Source organism: Gluconobacter sp. ESL1110 (assembly GCF_058107395.1).
Genome location: NZ_JBYLUK010000003.1, coordinates 1 through 15,182 on the forward strand (window position 1 = coordinate 1; position 15,182 = coordinate 15,182).

16 protein-coding genes are annotated in these 15,182 nt (G+C 58.2%); 6 read left to right on the plus strand and 10 right to left on the minus strand.

Features of this window, described 5'->3' with window-relative positions; genetic code table 11:
* Positions 1 to 388 (plus strand): lysophospholipid acyltransferase family protein (locus tag AC3B6F_RS00920; RefSeq protein ID WP_489823047.1); only part of this gene is annotated, 388 nt, incomplete at its 5' end.
* A 164-nt stretch (positions 389 to 552) separates the two neighbouring features.
* Complete coding sequence (locus tag AC3B6F_RS00925; RefSeq protein ID WP_211567339.1) at positions 553 to 936, plus strand: hypothetical protein; 384 nt, start codon at positions 553 to 555, stop codon at positions 934 to 936.
* A 127-nt stretch (positions 937 to 1,063) separates the two neighbouring features.
* Here the strand turns inward: AC3B6F_RS00925 and AC3B6F_RS00930 are convergent, their stop codons facing one another.
* On the minus strand, positions 1,064 to 2,356 hold the full coding sequence (locus tag AC3B6F_RS00930; protein WP_489823049.1) for a penicillin-binding protein activator: 1,293 nt from the start codon (positions 2,354 to 2,356) through the stop codon (positions 1,064 to 1,066).
* A gap of 149 nt (positions 2,357 to 2,505) precedes the next feature.
* Here AC3B6F_RS00930 and rsmI point away from each other — a divergent pair, with 149 nt between their 5' ends.
* Positions 2,506 to 3,339, plus strand: a complete 834-nt coding sequence (gene rsmI / locus AC3B6F_RS00935; RefSeq protein WP_489823128.1) for a 16S rRNA (cytidine(1402)-2'-O)-methyltransferase — start codon at positions 2,506 to 2,508, stop codon at positions 3,337 to 3,339.
* 4 nt (positions 3,340 to 3,343) lie between these two features.
* Here the strand turns inward: rsmI and AC3B6F_RS00940 are convergent, their stop codons facing one another.
* The 3 genes from AC3B6F_RS00940 to AC3B6F_RS00950 form a co-directional block, all read right to left on the minus strand.
* A complete protein-coding gene (locus tag AC3B6F_RS00940; RefSeq protein WP_489823050.1) occupies positions 3,344 to 3,976 on the minus strand; it encodes a LolA family protein in 633 nt (210 codons plus the stop codon).
* A gap of 92 nt (positions 3,977 to 4,068) precedes the next feature.
* Positions 4,069 to 5,445, minus strand: a complete 1,377-nt coding sequence (locus AC3B6F_RS00945; RefSeq protein WP_489823051.1) for a glutamate--cysteine ligase — start codon at positions 5,443 to 5,445, stop codon at positions 4,069 to 4,071.
* 75 nt (positions 5,446 to 5,520) lie between these two features.
* On the minus strand, positions 5,521 to 6,261 hold the full coding sequence (locus tag AC3B6F_RS00950) for a 16S rRNA (uracil(1498)-N(3))-methyltransferase (protein WP_489823052.1): 741 nt from the start codon (positions 6,259 to 6,261) through the stop codon (positions 5,521 to 5,523).
* A gap of 36 nt (positions 6,262 to 6,297) precedes the next feature.
* Between AC3B6F_RS00950 and ubiA the strand changes: the two genes are divergently transcribed.
* Together ubiA and AC3B6F_RS00960 are read left to right on the plus strand one after the other, a co-directional pair.
* Positions 6,298 to 7,209, plus strand: coding sequence for a 4-hydroxybenzoate octaprenyltransferase (gene ubiA, locus AC3B6F_RS00955; protein WP_489823054.1), 912 nt, complete (start codon positions 6,298 to 6,300; stop codon positions 7,207 to 7,209).
* A gap of 5 nt (positions 7,210 to 7,214) precedes the next feature.
* Complete coding sequence (locus AC3B6F_RS00960; protein WP_489823056.1) at positions 7,215 to 7,883, plus strand: class I SAM-dependent methyltransferase; 669 nt, start codon at positions 7,215 to 7,217, stop codon at positions 7,881 to 7,883.
* On the opposite strand, the gene AC3B6F_RS00965 is transcribed toward AC3B6F_RS00960, so the two are convergent.
* The 5 genes from AC3B6F_RS00965 to AC3B6F_RS00985 form a co-directional block, all read right to left on the minus strand.
* The gene (locus AC3B6F_RS00965; protein WP_489823129.1) at positions 7,852 to 9,240 is read right to left on the minus strand and encodes an MFS transporter; all 1,389 of its coding nucleotides are present in this window, start codon (positions 9,238 to 9,240) and stop codon (positions 7,852 to 7,854) included. The two genes, AC3B6F_RS00960 and AC3B6F_RS00965, sit on opposite strands and share 32 nt — an antisense overlap.
* 5 nt (positions 9,241 to 9,245) lie before the next feature.
* On the minus strand, positions 9,246 to 10,658 hold the full coding sequence (locus tag AC3B6F_RS00970; RefSeq protein WP_415573483.1) for a sugar porter family MFS transporter: 1,413 nt from the start codon (positions 10,656 to 10,658) through the stop codon (positions 9,246 to 9,248).
* 181 nt (positions 10,659 to 10,839) lie between these two features.
* Positions 10,840 to 12,231 (minus strand): ribosome biogenesis GTPase Der, encoded by a 1,392-nt coding sequence (der, locus tag AC3B6F_RS00975; protein WP_489823059.1) that lies wholly within the window; start codon positions 12,229 to 12,231, stop codon positions 10,840 to 10,842.
* Between the two features lie 4 nt (positions 12,232 to 12,235).
* The gene (locus AC3B6F_RS00980; protein ID WP_489823061.1) at positions 12,236 to 13,630 is read right to left on the minus strand and encodes a PQQ-binding-like beta-propeller repeat protein; all 1,395 of its coding nucleotides are present in this window, start codon (positions 13,628 to 13,630) and stop codon (positions 12,236 to 12,238) included.
* Positions 13,630 to 14,310 carry a tetratricopeptide repeat protein gene (locus AC3B6F_RS00985; RefSeq protein ID WP_489823062.1) on the minus strand — a complete coding sequence of 227 codons (681 nt, stop codon included), beginning with the start codon at positions 14,308 to 14,310 and terminating at the stop codon, positions 13,630 to 13,632. Before AC3B6F_RS00985 ends, AC3B6F_RS00980 begins: the two co-directional genes overlap by 1 nt.
* Positions 14,311 to 14,464: 154 nt before the next feature.
* Between AC3B6F_RS00985 and AC3B6F_RS00990 the strand changes: the two genes are divergently transcribed.
* Entirely contained in the window at positions 14,465 to 14,767 is a 303-nt protein-coding gene (locus AC3B6F_RS00990) for a hypothetical protein (protein ID WP_489823063.1), read from the plus strand.
* Positions 14,768 to 14,773: 6 nt separating this feature from the next.
* Here AC3B6F_RS00990 and AC3B6F_RS00995 read toward each other — a convergent pair whose 3' ends face one another.
* The gene (locus AC3B6F_RS00995; protein WP_010502385.1) at positions 14,774 to 15,154 is read right to left on the minus strand and encodes a hypothetical protein; all 381 of its coding nucleotides are present in this window, start codon (positions 15,152 to 15,154) and stop codon (positions 14,774 to 14,776) included.
* Positions 15,155 to 15,182: the final 28 nt, after the last annotated feature.

Sequence of the window (15,182 nt, forward strand, 5' to 3'; positions counted from 1 at the left end):
CAAAGGAGCACGTGCAGCCCTCAGGCATCTCTCAAAAGATGGCCATCTCGGCGTGCTGGGCGACCAGAAAATGAACGATGGCATCGAAGCTCAGCTCTTTGGCCGTCCAGCCATGACAGCTTCGGCTACGGCAGTGTTTGCGCTGCGTCATAACGCCCTGATCGTGACGGGTCATGTCCGCCGCGATGGTCCGGCGAGACTCGTACTTGTTGTAGACGAACCGATTGACTTTCAGCCAACAGAAAACCGGCAGGCCGACATTCTGTCACTGACACAGCGCCTCAACGACCGCCTTCAAGAGTGGATTGAGGAGAAGCCAGGATCCTGGCTCTGGCTTCACCGCCGCTGGAACAAAGACCTGTATCGGAATATGACAACAAGATGTTGAGCTATGCGTTTTTCGCATGGCAGATTTGCCACAGTCGGGAAAGTTTATGTCGCCAGACCGGGTTTTGACGTCATTTAAGATTGTGAAAGGCCCCGTTTGGATTTTAGCCTGACCTTATCGCAATCACAGGGCTCTTCCGCCCCGCTTTGATGAGGACTTACCTGATGGCGCAGGCAACTCCCCTTCTTGACCTTTCTCCCGTTTCCATGGGGGGGAATGTCATTACCCTGAGACAGGGTGTGCTTCCCCGCCACCGTGAATATCTGTCCCGGTGGCTCGAAGCTGGTATGCGGATGGGTCTGTTCGATGCGGAGATCACGCCGGTCGATTCCAGCATCACCAATTTTGATGGAACGACCCCGATCGAGCATGTTCTTGTCTGGGTCCGTGAAAATCCCGACCCTGCCTACATGCTGCGTCCACAAGGCATGCGCTGGGTTCTGATCGACCATCTGCGGGATCACGAACTCGGTAGCTACGCCAGCTTCGAACTGGCTCTACACACCATTCGCCCCGTCCTGCCGCTGGCAGAAACATACGCCGCCTGACAGCGCTTTGAGGCATCAAACGGCCTCTTTCTGCTGTTCCCGGCGTCTTGGCCAAAAGCAGGCATAAAAAAACACGCGCTGGTCGCCGCAGACGCGTGTTTCTTCCTTTAAGAAATAAGATGCTTTCTTAGCTCGGTCGGGCCGCGATATCCCGCGATGCCGGAACAATAATCCGGGCGCCGCCGCCACGCTGGATCTGGTAGATAGCCAGCGCGCGCGTCACATGCCCATCCGGACGCAACCGGAACAGACCATCCACCCCCATATAACCATCCGCCCGAGTCAAGGCTGCCGTCGTAGGGCCACCCTGCTTCATCAGACTTCCAGCCAGAGCGGTCGCATCATAGGCAAAGTCCGTGACCGGGGACGGTGCCTGCTTGTAGACGGCCTTATATTGCCCGACATATCCGTTGCGATCCTTGGCGTCTGGCGCAGCGTACCAGGCACCATGCAGCGCACTCAGCTTGCCATCAAACGCCTTCCAGAGCGCCGGCCCCATGATCTGAACCTGACTGGTGTCAATGTGATCATCGCGCAGAGCAGTAATGATATGCCCCAGTTCCATACCGGTGTCGGCCAGAACCAACGCGTCAAACGGCGGCGGCGGAACAGGAGGGGCTGCAACAGGCTGCGAAGGTGTTGCCTGAACCGGAGTTGCAGCAGTAGCCGAATCGGGAGCAGCTTCTGCGGTCGGGTCAACAGCAGACGGACCGGGTGGCACTGTCGGCGCAGGAGCAGGAGGCTGACGGTTCGCAATATCCGACAAGCCCTTCAGGCCATCATCAATGCTCTGGGCATCCATTGCGTGGAAAACGATCTTCGGATCGTTCAAACCATCGTCGCGACAGGCTCGCTGAAGCCCCTCTGCCATGGCGTGACCAAGCGCATTGTCAGGCAGGAAAGCAGCAAATGTTTTGCGACCCGTCGCCCGTGCGGCATCCACCATGCGGCGAACCTGCTGCTCCGGTGTCAGACCCATGACCCATACGCCCGGACGCGCCTGTGTCGAATCGCTTGTGAACGCCAGGACAGGCTTGCCTGCTTCCACAGCCAGTGGCGCAACAGCGGCCGTTTCCGTAGCGGTCAACGGCCCCAAAATCATCGCATCACCACGGGAAAGCGCATCATGCGCTGCCTGTGCGGCACCTCCTGCGGCGTTGCTGTCATGAATATCCAGCGTTGGAGACCCTTGGGCAGAAAGAGCAAGCTTGGCGGCGTCTCGCATACGACCACCAATGGCTCCGTAGCGCCCCGTCAGCGGCAGAATCAGGCCAACGTCATGCGCGCCCGGCGCCTGACTAGAGCCAGGAATACCGCCCACACCCGGGATCAGCGAGGAGCCTCCGCCCGAACAGGCAGTCAGCGTCAGGAAGGTTCCAGCGGCGAGGCCAGTGCTTACACCCTTGCGCAGACGGCTCATCGGTCCAGAATAGGGCCTTGAGTTCGTCACCGAGGATGCAGATGTCCGAAAAGTCATGTTCCGCTGAAACTCCCTTGAGCGATACGGCTGAAATATTAACGGCCGCCCCGCCATCGGAGCATGGCCCGAAAGTGGGGGGACAACTGATATTGGTTGCGACGCCAATCGGCAACCTGGCTGATATCAGCGAACGCGCGATAGAGACCTTACAGAGCGTTGAGGCGATTTTATGTGAAGATACGCGGGTTACGGCAAAATTGCTGATGTCCCGCAACATCTCCACGCCCACCAGAACGCTGCACGATCACAACGAACAGGATCGCACCCCGTTTCTCATTGAAAAACTTTCTGCAGGCGCACGATACGCCGTCGTGTCAGACGCGGGCACCCCACTGGTCTCAGACCCGGGCTACCGTCTGGTGCGCGCAGCCATTGCCGCTGGTATTCCCGTTACGGCCATTCCTGGCCCGAACGCGGTCATCACTGCTCTGACCCTGTCTGGCCTGCCCCCCCTACCATTCATGTTTCTCGGCTTTCCGGCGCCACGCAGCGAAGCTCGCAAGACCGGCTTTGCAACGCTCCGCGCAGCCGAACAGGCTGGCGTACGCTCTACGCTGATCTGGTATGAGGCACCGCATCGCCTGGTTGAAACACTGGAAGATCTGGTTGAGGTGTTCGGGCCAGATCGCGAGGCCGCCGTTGGTCGCGAACTGACAAAGCGTTTTGAGGAAATGGTGCGCGGAACGCTCATAGAAGTGCTGGCTCATTTCCAAACAACAGCACCGCGCGGAGAAATCACGCTTCTGATTGGTCCATCAGCAGAAGATGACAGTGGCGCGGATGATCTGGATACGCATCTACGACAGGCTTTGGAAAGCCATTCAGTCAAGGACGCTGCAACGCTTGTCGCCGGGATTGTGAAACTTCCGAAGCGCACGGTTTATGCCCGTGCGCTGGAACTCTCAAAAGAGATGAAGAACTAAGTCCTCAGTCTTCGGATTTTGGAAGCGTGAACAAAGACTGGGACACGCTTCCACCCGTCTTTACATCTGACAAAGCAATGCGGGTCGTTCGCCCCTGCGCATCTACAACTTCCCATCCCAGAAGAGTCAAAGGCGCCTCCGAAAACACGAGGGTCAGGTTCCCCTCACCCGGGTTATCGGTTTTCTCGACCTGAAGGTGGATCTGACCGCTTTTGCGCTCGAATCCTGTAACAGTCACGTCCCCAGACAGTTTCAGGTCAGGGCGAAGCAGAAGGCCCAGCGGGGTGCGGTCCAGCGGAATGACCGTGACCTGTCCGACGCTGCGATCCTGAAACACGACCTTCCCGTCATTCGCGACCAGTAGAAGCGGGCTTGGGCTGTCATAATCGAAACGCATCCGCCCCGGACGATGCAGCGTCGCCGTGCCACCAACGGTTTTACCGTCGGGAGCAATCTGCTGAAAGCGGGCCTGAAGGACCGTAATCTGACCCAGCGTATCCTGAATACGGGCGACCCATCCCTGATCCACAGGACGAAGCTGCGCCGGAACAGCCTGCGCCAGAGCAGGAAACGGGAGAGCAGCAACGGACATGAAAGCGCTGGCTACAGCCGCGCGAAAGAAAAGATGGTTCATCATCCCTCTGGAACTACCGATCGGGGAGCGGGTTGCAAAAAGCCCCCGCTTTCCCGATTCATAGCGCCCCCCGATAAAAACCGGAATGTTCAGCTTCAGATCGAAGCTTCACGGAACAGCGGCTTCACGCTGCCACCCCATGCGCCCTCATAAAGAGCCAGCCAGTATTCGGCCTGATTCGGGCCACCTTCTGCAATCAGATGCAGCGGATCGAGGAAGTGAGCCTCATTACGAACACGCGCCCGAAGTCCCTGCTCTGCCAGTGTCAGAACCCGCTTGGCAAGAGCTTTCAGACCGCCTGGGAATTCAGCCTGCATTCCCTTTGCGGGCACATCGGCACGAAGTTGCTGATAAACGCCCCAAGGCTGTTCCAGAACCAGCTTTTCGGCCGCTTCCAGCGTGGCCGGATCATACAGAAGACCAACCCAGAGTGCGGACTGCGCAACCATCATCTCCGGCTTACCAGCATCCGCGCCACGCATTTCAAGGAACTGCTTGAGGCGTACATCCGGGAACGCAGTCGTCAGATGGTCTTCGAAATCGCCGATGGTCGGGGTCAGACCTTCCAAACCGGGCTGCGCCTCGCCATTAAGCCAACGACGGAAGGAACAACCACTCACGTCGATATTATTTCCATCGCGGGCGACGAAATACATCGGAACGTCTAGCGCCCAGTCTACATATTTCTCGAAGCTGAAATCTTCTGCGAAGAACAGGGAAGGCTGACCCGCACGCTGGTTATCAGTGTCCGTCCAGATGCGGGCACGGTTGGACATGAACCCGTTGGCCTTGCCTTCCACGAAAGGCGAATTGGCAAACAGCGCCGTTGCCAGAGGCTGGAGGGCCAGAGACACGCGCATCTTGCGGGCCATATCCGCTTCGCTGCCAAAGTCCAGATTAACCTGTACGGTGCAGGTCCGCGTCATCATGTCCAGACCGAGGCTCCCGACCTTCGGCATGTAATTCCGCATGATGGCGTAGCGGCTTTTGGGCATCCACGGCATGGCATCCCGGCCCCAGAGCGGCTGGAACCCAAACGGAAGGAAGCCAATTCCAAGCTCGGAAGCCGGACCACGAATCAGGTCAAAATGCTCCTGCATTTCAGCCTGCGTTTCCTGAAGCGAGACAACTGGCGCACCTGAGAGTTCAAACTGCCCCGCAGGCTCCAGGGAAATCGAGCGACCTTTCTGGCTGTTCTGACCAGCCAGACCAATCAGCGCCTCTCCATCATGAATCGGCGCCCAGTCCGGCCCCTCCAGCTTCTGAAGAAGAGCGCCAATACCCTTAGGCTCGTAGGGGGGAGCCGACAGCAGCTCACGCCCGTCATCCTGTCCCGGTAGCACAAACCCGAACTTTTCATGCTCGGTGCCAATCTTCCACTCAGACTGCGGTTTGGAGCCACGCTCCAGAACCTCGACGAGTTGCGCCCGATTCTCGATCGTTGCGCTATTGGACGTGCCGGGATTGGACATGGCGGTTTTGCCTCGGTTTAAAATCGTTGTTCGATATTGATTGAACTTGTAGCAGGTCAGACGATCCTGTCACCCTCACGCGCCACGTCTGAGCGCCAGACGGGACAGGCCAGCACAAACAGCAGTCTCGGCCCGCAGCACAAGCGGTCCCAGCGTCAGAGCATGGACAGCGGGATGCCGCTGAAGCAACAGAACCTCGGCGTCAGAAAATCCGCCTTCCGGTCCAATCAGCAGCGCCGCCGCTTTCAACGGGCCGTCTTCGCCAGGCCGACGCTCCAGCGCCGCAAAAAGCGGCTTGTCATCTGGCCAGGTAGAGAGAACGGTTTTCAACGGTTCAGGCGGGTGAATCATCGGAATATCCAGCCGCTCGCATTGTTCAGCAGCCTCGGACGCAATCAGGGCAAGACGGTCCAGATTCAGACGATGGGTATTGGTTCGCTCCGTAATGACGGGTCGGAAGGCGGTTACGCCCAGTTCCGTACCCATGCGGATCACAAGCTCTGTCGCATCCCGCTTCAACGGCGCGAACAGAAGCTCCACACCGTCCGTTGGCTGCGGAGGACGCTCCATTGCCCCAAGGACAATTGTCCCACGGTCTTTGCGAAGAGTCTGGATCATCGCAGCCCACTCCCCGTCCGTCGCATTGAAAACACGAACAGCGTCTCCAACAGCCTGTCGCATAACATTGCCCAGGTAATGGGCTTGACCAGCAGGAAGCGGAAGTTCCAGCCCTTCCGTGAAGGTGACATCCGGAACTTCAAGATAAAGACGGGGATCAGATCGGCTCATCCTTTTCCGATAGCGCGCTCCAGCCATTGACGGAAGCGCCTCCGCCACGCATCAGGGGCTTTGATGAACAAAACCAGCCCCCATACCGATATCAGCCTGACAGGCTGGACCGGCCGCCTGCCTGAACCATGGCGGTCCTACGCGCTTCTGGCCCGGCTGGATCGGCCAGTCGGAACGTGGTTGCTGTTCCTTCCCGGCGTGTGGGGGCTTTTCCTTGCGCCAGACGCTCCGCTTGAGCTTCGCGCCCTCTACACGGCACTCTTCGCGTTCGGCTCCCTTGTCATGCGGTCTGCCGGATGTGTCGTGAACGACATCTGGGATCGCGATATTGATGCCAAGGTTGCCCGAACCGCTGGTCGCCCATTGGCCAGTGGCGCACTTTCTCTGAAACAGGGACTCAAGCTGCTCGCTGCCCTGCTCTTCTGTGGCCTGTGTGTTTTGCTGTGTCTACCCGTGGCCTGCTGGATTCTGGCCCCTTTTGCACTGATTCTTGTGGCCCTGTATCCCGCCGCGAAGCGTGTTACCTGGTGGCCTCAGCTTGTCATGGGCTTCACGTTCGGTTTCGGGGCCCCCATGGGCTACGCTGCGGCAGGCGGGCGCCTGGATGGGAACGGCGCCCTGCTCTATGGCGCTGTCATTCTCTGGCAGCTTGGCTTTGATACCATCTATGGTTTTCAGGACATGGATGATGATGCACGCATCGGTGTGCGCTCCACGTCCCGCCTTATGGAAAAGCGTGCGAAACCCTTCATCGCCACCTGCTATAGCCTGATGCTGCTGGCTCTGGGGCTGGTCGCCATTCACGCTCATCTGCATCTTGGCTTCTGGGTGTTCTTTGCAGTGGCAGGTCTGCTTCTTCTTCAGCAGGCCCGTACGCTTAACCCCTACGACGCACCGAACTGCCTGCGCCAGTTCAAACAAAACGTCCCGATCGGTTTCCTTTTGGCTCTTGCCTTCATCTGCGGAAGACTTTGAACACCATGCCCGTCAGACTGCAGGACCCAGCGGCATTCATCCGCGACAACACGGCAGTCGAAAGTGCCGGACTTGTTCCGGAAATCGCCCTGCATCTGGCAACAGATATCACTCCCATCTGGCAAGCCAGCGAGGCGTTTCTTGAAGCGCATGGTATTGAGCCGCCCTTCTGGGCCTTTGCGTGGCCGGGCAGCCAGCTTATCGCACGCTATATTCTGGACAACCCTGAGCGGGTTCACGGCAAGCGTGTTCTGGACGTCGCATGCGGGTGCGGTCTAGCCGCCATTGCTGCAGCAAAATCCGGCGCGTTTGCTGTAGAAGCCAACGATATCGATCAGATGGCTCTGGAAGCCACTGCTCTGAACGCCACACTGAATAGTGCCACGGTGACGCTTCTTGCTGGAGATCTGATAGGCTCAAAGCCGGACTGCGATCTCTTGGTCATCGGAGACGTCTGTTACAACGAGGCCATGGCCGCACGCATCATGCCATGGCTGCTGGACTGTGCCCAGCACTGCGAAGTCTGGCTCTGCGATCCCGGACGCCATTACGCTCCCAAACTGGATCTGGACATTCTGGTTCAACAGAACGTCCAGACCACTCAGGAGCTGGAAAGTACCGACCAGCGCACAACAACACTCTTCAGTCTGCGAGGTATTTCCGCCCAAGGCTAAGAGCGGATCCTGTCAACGCGGCGATCATCGCGCCGCCGAGGCAGATAAAGGCTGGGTGGGAGAAGATTGTGAAAAGGGCAGCCACGAGCAAGGCGCCCGTCGTCTGCCCTCCAAGACGTGCGACTGAGAGCATGCCACTGGCACCACCTTCCCGACCAGCGGGAGCCGACACCATGATGGCCCGGTTATTGGGAGGTTGGAACAGACCAAAACCACACCCGGCCAGCAGGGTGCGCCACGCAATCGCAGCATTGCTCGCGTCCAGTGGCAACAGCCAGAGCAGCAGAAAGCCAAAAGCTGTAAGCAGCAACCCCAAAGAAGACAGCACAGATGCAGGAAAACGGTCAGCCACTTTCCCGACCACAAACGACATCACAGCCACCCCAACAGCCCATGGCGCAATCAGAAGCCCGATTGTGGAATCGCCACGATGAAAGGCGGACGCCAGGGTGAAAGGCATGGCGACAATATAGAGGTTTGAGGCCACAAAGCCGAGAAAACCCACCAGACACGCCAGCAGAAATGGCCGCCGCGCCAGAAGATCCACGGGAACAATCGGCTCCCGACGCCCCTTCTGATACCGGAGCAGAAGCCACCAGCAGATCAGACCAGCGCCCGTCAACAGCGATCCCGGCAGGAAATCGCCATGCATCAATCCATCAAGACCAATCCCGAGTAGAGCGAAAGACGCCACAGTCAGGATGGAGCCGGGAATATCAGCCTGCGTTTCGCTTCGGGGCGTTTGTGGCAGAGCAAAATGCGCCATGGCGAGAGCCGCCAAGGCCAGAGGTAGATTGATCCAGAAAATCCATGGCCAGGTCGCGACCGAAAGAACAATCGAACCAATCGTTGGCCCTAGAGCCACTCCAATACCCACAAACAGACCATTCAGGGCAATGCCCTTACCAAGCTCTGCATGGGGATAAATGAACCGTACGAGCGCGATATTCACGCTCATGATGCACGCCCCCCCAACCCCCTGAAGGGCCCGGGCCAGCGTCAGTTCCAGCAGGTTCTGGGACAGGGCGCAGCCGACAGACGTGATGAGAAACAGGAAAATGCCAATCTGGCTCATACGGGCAAAGCCTACCCGCGACCCGAAAGACGCCAGAGGCAAGAGGCAGGACAGGTTGGCCAACTGATAGGCATTCACCACCCAGATCGCCCGCGAAGACGGGGCATTCAGATCATGGGCGATGGAAGGAAGCGCCACGTTCGCAATGGCGTAATCCAGAACGGAAAGCAGCAGTCCAAGCAGAACGGCTGACATGGCTTTGACACGCTGGGCTCCGTAAAGCCCAGCGTGTCGTTGGTGGTCGCAGTCGAGATCTTTCTCGCCAGCGGCAGCGACTTTCATCACGATTAACGCCCCAGATCCCTCAGTTTTTTACCGGCAAAAAGATTGGTCTCAATCGTCTCAAGAGAGACACCTTTCGTTTCCGGAACCATCATGAGCGTGACAAGCACGAAAAGTCCATTGAAAGCGGCAAACATAATAAATGTTGATGCAGCGCCCATAGCGACCATGACCATCGGGAAAGTCTTGGAAATCGCCCAGTTTGCCCCCCAGTTTGTGACAGTAGAGCATCCAATTCCGAAATCACGTCCGCGCGTGGGCTGAACTTCGGAGCACAGGGTCCAAACAAGCGGCCCCTCACCGATTGCGAATCCAGCCACGAACAATAGAACAAACCCGCACAGAGCAATCTGAGCCTCAAAGCTCGAAGCGCCGACCGCCAACAGGATGCCCACACCCAGCAACGCCAATCCCGCAATGACGCAGCTCAGGATGAGAAGCGGACGACGGCCCCATTTGTCCACGCAGGCAATCGCCACACCCGTTAGGATCATGTTCGTCAGACCGACAAGTGTCGTAGCCCAGATGGACGCGTTGACACCAAAATGGGCCGCCTGAAAAACGCGCGGCGCATAATACAGCAGGGCATTGATCCCGGTTAGCTGCTGCATGACCTGAAGAAGCATGCCCAGATAGACAGAGCGACGGAAATTGGGATTGCTACGAAACAGGCCGAACCCGGCATCGCTGCTTTTGTGCAAACGCGCCTGAATGTCGGCCAGTTCAGCTTCTGCCACTTCTTCGTCGGAACGCAGGCTGTTGAGAACACGGCGCGCATGGTCCTTGCGCCCTTGCATCATCAACCAGCGCGGGCTGTGCGGGAGGATCAACACAATGCCCAGAAACAGCGTTGCAGGAACCGCCATGATTCCGAGCATCCAACGCCAGTGCTGACCGCTCGCCAGAAGACTGTCAGACACGAAGGCGAGGAAAATGCCGAGCGTGACCATCAACTGGTAAAAGGAAATCATGGACCCGCGAGCGGATTCGACAGTGATTTCAGAAATATAGAGCGGCGCAGCAAACGCTGCGAGACCTACGGCCAGGCCCAGAAAGACACGCCCGATAATCAGGATCAAAGCAGACGGTGCCAAGGCGCACAGCAGCGTCCCGAGAAGAAATAAAATTGCGGCGCCAAGCATAGCCCCGGTACGCCCGTATCGCGTGGAGATACGCCCAGCAACCAGAGAACCAAATGCGGCTCCTGCCATCATGGACGATACAATCCACCCTTGCAGGGCATCACTGGCATGGAAATCTGTAGCGATAAAGGGCAAAGCGCCCGCAACCACACCAGTATCGAGACCGAACATCAGGCCAGCAAGCGCCGCCATAATCCCCAGTGCCGTAGCGCGTGCCGTGCTGCGTTGAGGCTCCCCTGAAACGTCCTCACTGCGGACCGCAGCAATCCCGACCATAATTCCTGTTCCTCATCCTTAACTCAGGCCTGGCTCATACCTGACGGTCTTTCTAGGACCGAACACAAACCAACACCAACGTTTGGAGAGGGATAGATATACGAAAAGAGGGAGTTTTATAGTCCACTTTAGATTTTCTGTTCCGGTATGCGTACGATGCATACCGGAACAGAAAAGAGCATCACTTATCTGCGTAAGGGTTTTTCGTGCCACGCAACTGAATACGAATTGGCACACCCGGCATATGGAACGTCTCGCGAAGACCATTGACCAGATAGCGCTTGTACGCATCCGGCAGCATTTCCGCGCGGGTTCCGAACAGCAGGAATGTTGGTGGACGCGCTTTAACCTGCGTCATGTAGCGCAACTTAAGACGACGACCATCCACCAGTGGCGGCTGATGCCGGTCCAGCATTTCCTCGAACCAGCGATTGAGTTCGCCCGTCGTGACACGCGAGTTCCAGACTTCGTAAGCCTTACGGACCGCGGGCAGCAGACGATGAACACCTGCTCCTGTCAGTGCAGAGAACGTCACCACAGGAATCCCGCGAACCTGCGCCAGGGATGTCTCGATCCGGTCAGAAATAGCCTTGCGGGTCGCAACACGATCTTCAACAGCGTCCCACTTGTTCAGGGCAAGAACGCAGGCACGACCCTCTTTCTCGATCAGACGCGCGATCTGGAGATCCTGCTCATGAACGCCGAGTGTGGCATCCAGAGTCAGAACAACCACTTCTGCCATTTTCAGCGCCTCAATGGACGCAGAGACAGACATGCGCTCCAGAGGCTGCTCGACGCGTGCGCGTTTCCGCATGCCGGCCGTATCAACAAGGCGGATCGGTCCAACCTCATCGAACAGTTCCACCGAAATGGAGTCACGGGTCAGGCCGGCTTCCGGGCCAGTAATCATGCGCTCTTCGCCCAGAAGGCAGTTCAGAAGCGTTGATTTACCGGCATTCGGGCGGCCAACAATCGCAAGATGCAGCGGTCCAGTCGGACGTTCTTCCTGCTCTTCGCCCTCTTCAGGCTCTTCGTCACGACGGCGATGACGAATCTGCCGAGGCGCGTGTGGCAGGCGGTCCACGATCTCACCCATGAGATCGCTGATGCCTTCACCATGCTCGGCCGAAAGAGCCAGTGGCGTACCCAGACCCAGCGAATAGGCTTCCAGTGCCGCATCAGTTCCGGCTTTGCCTTCTGCCTTGTTGGCAATCAGCATGACCGGGCGGTTCTGACGACGCAGCCAGTTGGCGAAATGAGCATCCGTGGGCGTGATGCCTGCACGGGCATCAATGCAGAACAGAACCAGATCCGCCATGGAAACAGCAGATTCGGAAGAGGCCCGCATACGCCCGAACAGCGTATCCGGAGCGGCTTCTTCAAGACCGGCCGTATCGATGATGCGGATACGACGGCCGCGCATGAGGGCCTCGCCCTCCTTGCGGTCGCGCGTTACACCAGGCTCGTCCGAAACAAGCGCCTGACGGCGCCCGACGAGCCTGTTGAAAAGAGTGGATTTCCCGACATTAGGGCGCCCGGCGATAACAACGATGGGCAGGTTCTCAGAGGTCATTCGTTCAGCCATAGGCCCGCAGAACAGCATCCTGGGACAGTGTCAGCACCAGACCGTCACAGACGATTGGCTGAACCTGGCATGGCGCCGTGGTTTTACGGGTCGATTCAATTTTGCCAGTTACGGCATCAACAACCACCATGCCTTCCTGTGGCAGAGTGGAGAAACAGATCAGCTTGCCGTTTACCAGAAGAGGACCGACCCATTGGACGGCATCCTTCTGAACTTCCTGACGACGGAAGCGACGAAGCTGTGTAATCCAGCGCACATGACCAGACAAGCGGTCCAGACAGGCAAGCTGCTGATCCATGGACAGGACAAACATCCAGTCGCCACAGATTGTCAGGGGTGTCTGGCCACTGACTTCACGCTCCCAGAGGCGACGACCAGACCGCATGTCCACAGCCACGAGAACGCGGGACATGGAGATGGCGTAGGCCGTTCCCTTAACGATGACTGGTGCACCACGGATACAGGAGAAATCCAGCATGGCGCCCATACCATTGGCACCGCCAAGACTGTCACTCCAGACCATTTCGCCGGATGTCGCACGCAGGGCAACGAGATCACCGCTGCCAAAGCCTGCAAGCACCACACCATCTACGATGGCGGAAGCGGCCTGACCAAAGACAACCGTATCCGCACCAGTAGCCTGATACGTCCAGACCTGACGACCTGTCGCCGCTTCCAGCGCAAACAAACGCTCGTCAATCGTCCCGAAAACAACTAGGCCGTTCGCAATGGTTGGCGCAGAGCGGCCCGGCGTTCCGAGATCGACAGTCCATTTTACTTTGCCAGTTGCAGCATCGACTGCCAGCGCCTGCGCCACACCGTCAACGATGTAAAGCGTATCGCCTTCCAGTGCGACGCCACCACCAATATTGGTGGAGCGGGACTTTGCTGGTGCTGGCTGGTGTGACCAGAGTTGCTTCATACCCGGCCAGGTCCATGCTTTCACGACACCCTGTGCGTCCGTCGTGAAGATACGACCATTTCCAATCACTGGCGGCGACTGAATTGCACCACGACTGTTCGGCAAGATGGCCACCATGGACAGGAAGCTCGTCGGATTGACCTCGGCGCCGATCGAACGGCTCCATTTGAGATCAAGGCCACTACCAATCGCATTAACCGAAACATGATCCGGCGTGCGATCCGGCTGGAGCCATTCCGTTACAGCCTGCGGCGCTGAGAGGCTGATCGGCGTATGATCTTCGGGATCAACGGTCAGGCCAGCCCCGGTAGAGAGAACGTCAACACGATGGCCAGCCAGCATTGGCTTTTCATCATCATTGAACAGACTGCATCCGCCCAGTGCGGTCAGGGCAGCACCGGAACAGGCGACCTGTAACAGGGAACGACGGTTCACGGTCGGGGAAGATCGGTCAGGGCGGCGCATCAACCAGCGTCTCCAAAGGTTTCAAGCAGAGCCTGTGCACGGGCACGAACCCCTTCAGGCGCGTCAGCATTCCCGCTGATCTGCGTCAGCAAACGCTGGGCTTCTTTCTGCTGTTCGGCAGTTGCGCCAGAACGCAGATCCAACCCAACAAGACCTTCCTGCGCCAACGCCCCCCAGGCCCCACCATTCTGGGCAAGACCTTCATAGCCGGGACGCAGCGTCTTCGGATCTGCCGTGTTAGTCTGGGCATTCAGGACCATGTACCGCGCCAGATCCTTCAGTGCAGGTTCGGCAGCAGAATCGGACGCAACACTGTTCCAGGCTTTCAGCGCGGAGACTGTATCGTGATTCTGCATTTTCAGATCAGCCAGACGCAGCGCAGCATAGGAGCGAACTCCCGCCGGGCCATGATCGGCCAGATCCTGAAAAGTTGCTTCAGCCTGCTGCGTGACAGACTTGTCATGCTTGGGATCAGTCAGCGTTTCGAGTGCCGTGAAATACCGGGCGGAAGCCACCCCCTGCGCCGCTTTGCGGGCATGAGTCTGCCATTCCCAGACGCCACCGCCGATCGCGCCTACGACGACGACACCTGCCACGACAGCACCCCATCGACGTGCAGCTGCCCGTAAGCGCTGAAGCCGAATTTCCTCGTTCACCTCTGTGATGAAATCGTCCGCCACCTGGTCCCCTGTTGGATCGGTTTTGTAAAGTTCTGGCGGAACCATACAGGTGCCGCACGTTTGCGGCAAACGCTTCGCTTGAGAAGCTGTTACCGAAAGAAACTCATCGCCGTTTTAGGGCTTCCTTAACCCCTGCTAGATGATCCTCTCCGGCATGAAGAAACCAGCCCTGCTGCTGCCATCAGCCCTGATGCTTTGCGTTCTCGGCGGATGTGCCCCGGACCGCATTGCCTCTGCCCTAACCGGCAAAGACTGCAACACAGCCTATCTCTATGACGACGAGAGTTTCTGCTCCCGTCCAGTTGGGCCGCCCCCGCCCCAGCCTTACTGCACGACCAGCTTTGAAGGGACGGATTGCTGGGCCAGGCCGGACCTGATGCCCAATGTGGCCCGCCAGACCTATGAAGGCCCGACGAGCCTTACCCCTCTGCAAAATCAGACACGTATGGGGCAGTAACGTTTTTTAGTGGTGCCCGAGCTTACGGCCAGCAGCCGTCAGTTCGGTGGACAGCTTCTGGAATGACCCGGCAATGCGGGACTGCACAGCCGCACTTGCCGTATGGATGTGCGAAATCCTAGCGCTGGCCTCCTGACTGATGGCAGTTTCTTCGCGATTGGCCTGCCCTGAGACACAGGCGTTATAGGCCCGGGCCTCTTTTTCGTAAGCTGTTACGCGGTCCACGCTCTCGTTGTACTGGGCGACCGTCCCGGCCTTGACCGTGGGTGCCGTCGGCTCGGCACCACATTTGGGCGCACTCCAGCCGGAGTCGGCAGCCGTAGCTGTTCCAGCAGCAAGCACGGACAGAAGAGACAGGCCGCACAACGCGGCAACGGGACGAATCATAAAGCTCCCTTTCTTGGTCGAAGCGTCG

Coding starts and splice junctions, on each gene's coding strand:
- AC3B6F_RS00925 (WP_211567339.1), top strand. CDS start 553: ATGGCGCAGGCAACTCCCCTTCTTGACCTTTCTCCCGTTTCCATGGGG.
- AC3B6F_RS00930 (WP_489823049.1), bottom strand. CDS start 2,356: ATGAGCCGTCTGCGCAAGGGTGTAAGCACTGGCCTCGCCGCTGGAACC.
- AC3B6F_RS00940 (WP_489823050.1), bottom strand. CDS start 3,976: ATGATGAACCATCTTTTCTTTCGCGCGGCTGTAGCCAGCGCTTTCATG.
- AC3B6F_RS00945 (WP_489823051.1), bottom strand. CDS start 5,445: ATGTCCAATCCCGGCACGTCCAATAGCGCAACGATCGAGAATCGGGCG.
- AC3B6F_RS00950 (WP_489823052.1), bottom strand. CDS start 6,261: ATGGCTGGAGCGCGCTATCGGAAAAGGATGAGCCGATCTGATCCCCGT.
- ubiA (WP_489823054.1), top strand. CDS start 6,298: ATGAACAAAACCAGCCCCCATACCGATATCAGCCTGACAGGCTGGACC.
- AC3B6F_RS00960 (WP_489823056.1), top strand. CDS start 7,215: ATGCCCGTCAGACTGCAGGACCCAGCGGCATTCATCCGCGACAACACG.
- AC3B6F_RS00965 (WP_489823129.1), bottom strand. CDS start 9,240: ATGAAAGTCGCTGCCGCTGGCGAGAAAGATCTCGACTGCGACCACCAA.
- AC3B6F_RS00970 (WP_415573483.1), bottom strand. CDS start 10,658: ATGGTCGGGATTGCTGCGGTCCGCAGTGAGGACGTTTCAGGGGAGCCT.
- der (WP_489823059.1), bottom strand. CDS start 12,231: ATGACCTCTGAGAACCTGCCCATCGTTGTTATCGCCGGGCGCCCTAAT.
- AC3B6F_RS00980 (WP_489823061.1), bottom strand. CDS start 13,630: ATGCGCCGCCCTGACCGATCTTCCCCGACCGTGAACCGTCGTTCCCTG.
- AC3B6F_RS00990 (WP_489823063.1), top strand. CDS start 14,465: ATGAAGAAACCAGCCCTGCTGCTGCCATCAGCCCTGATGCTTTGCGTT.
- AC3B6F_RS00995 (WP_010502385.1), bottom strand. CDS start 15,154: ATGATTCGTCCCGTTGCCGCGTTGTGCGGCCTGTCTCTTCTGTCCGTG.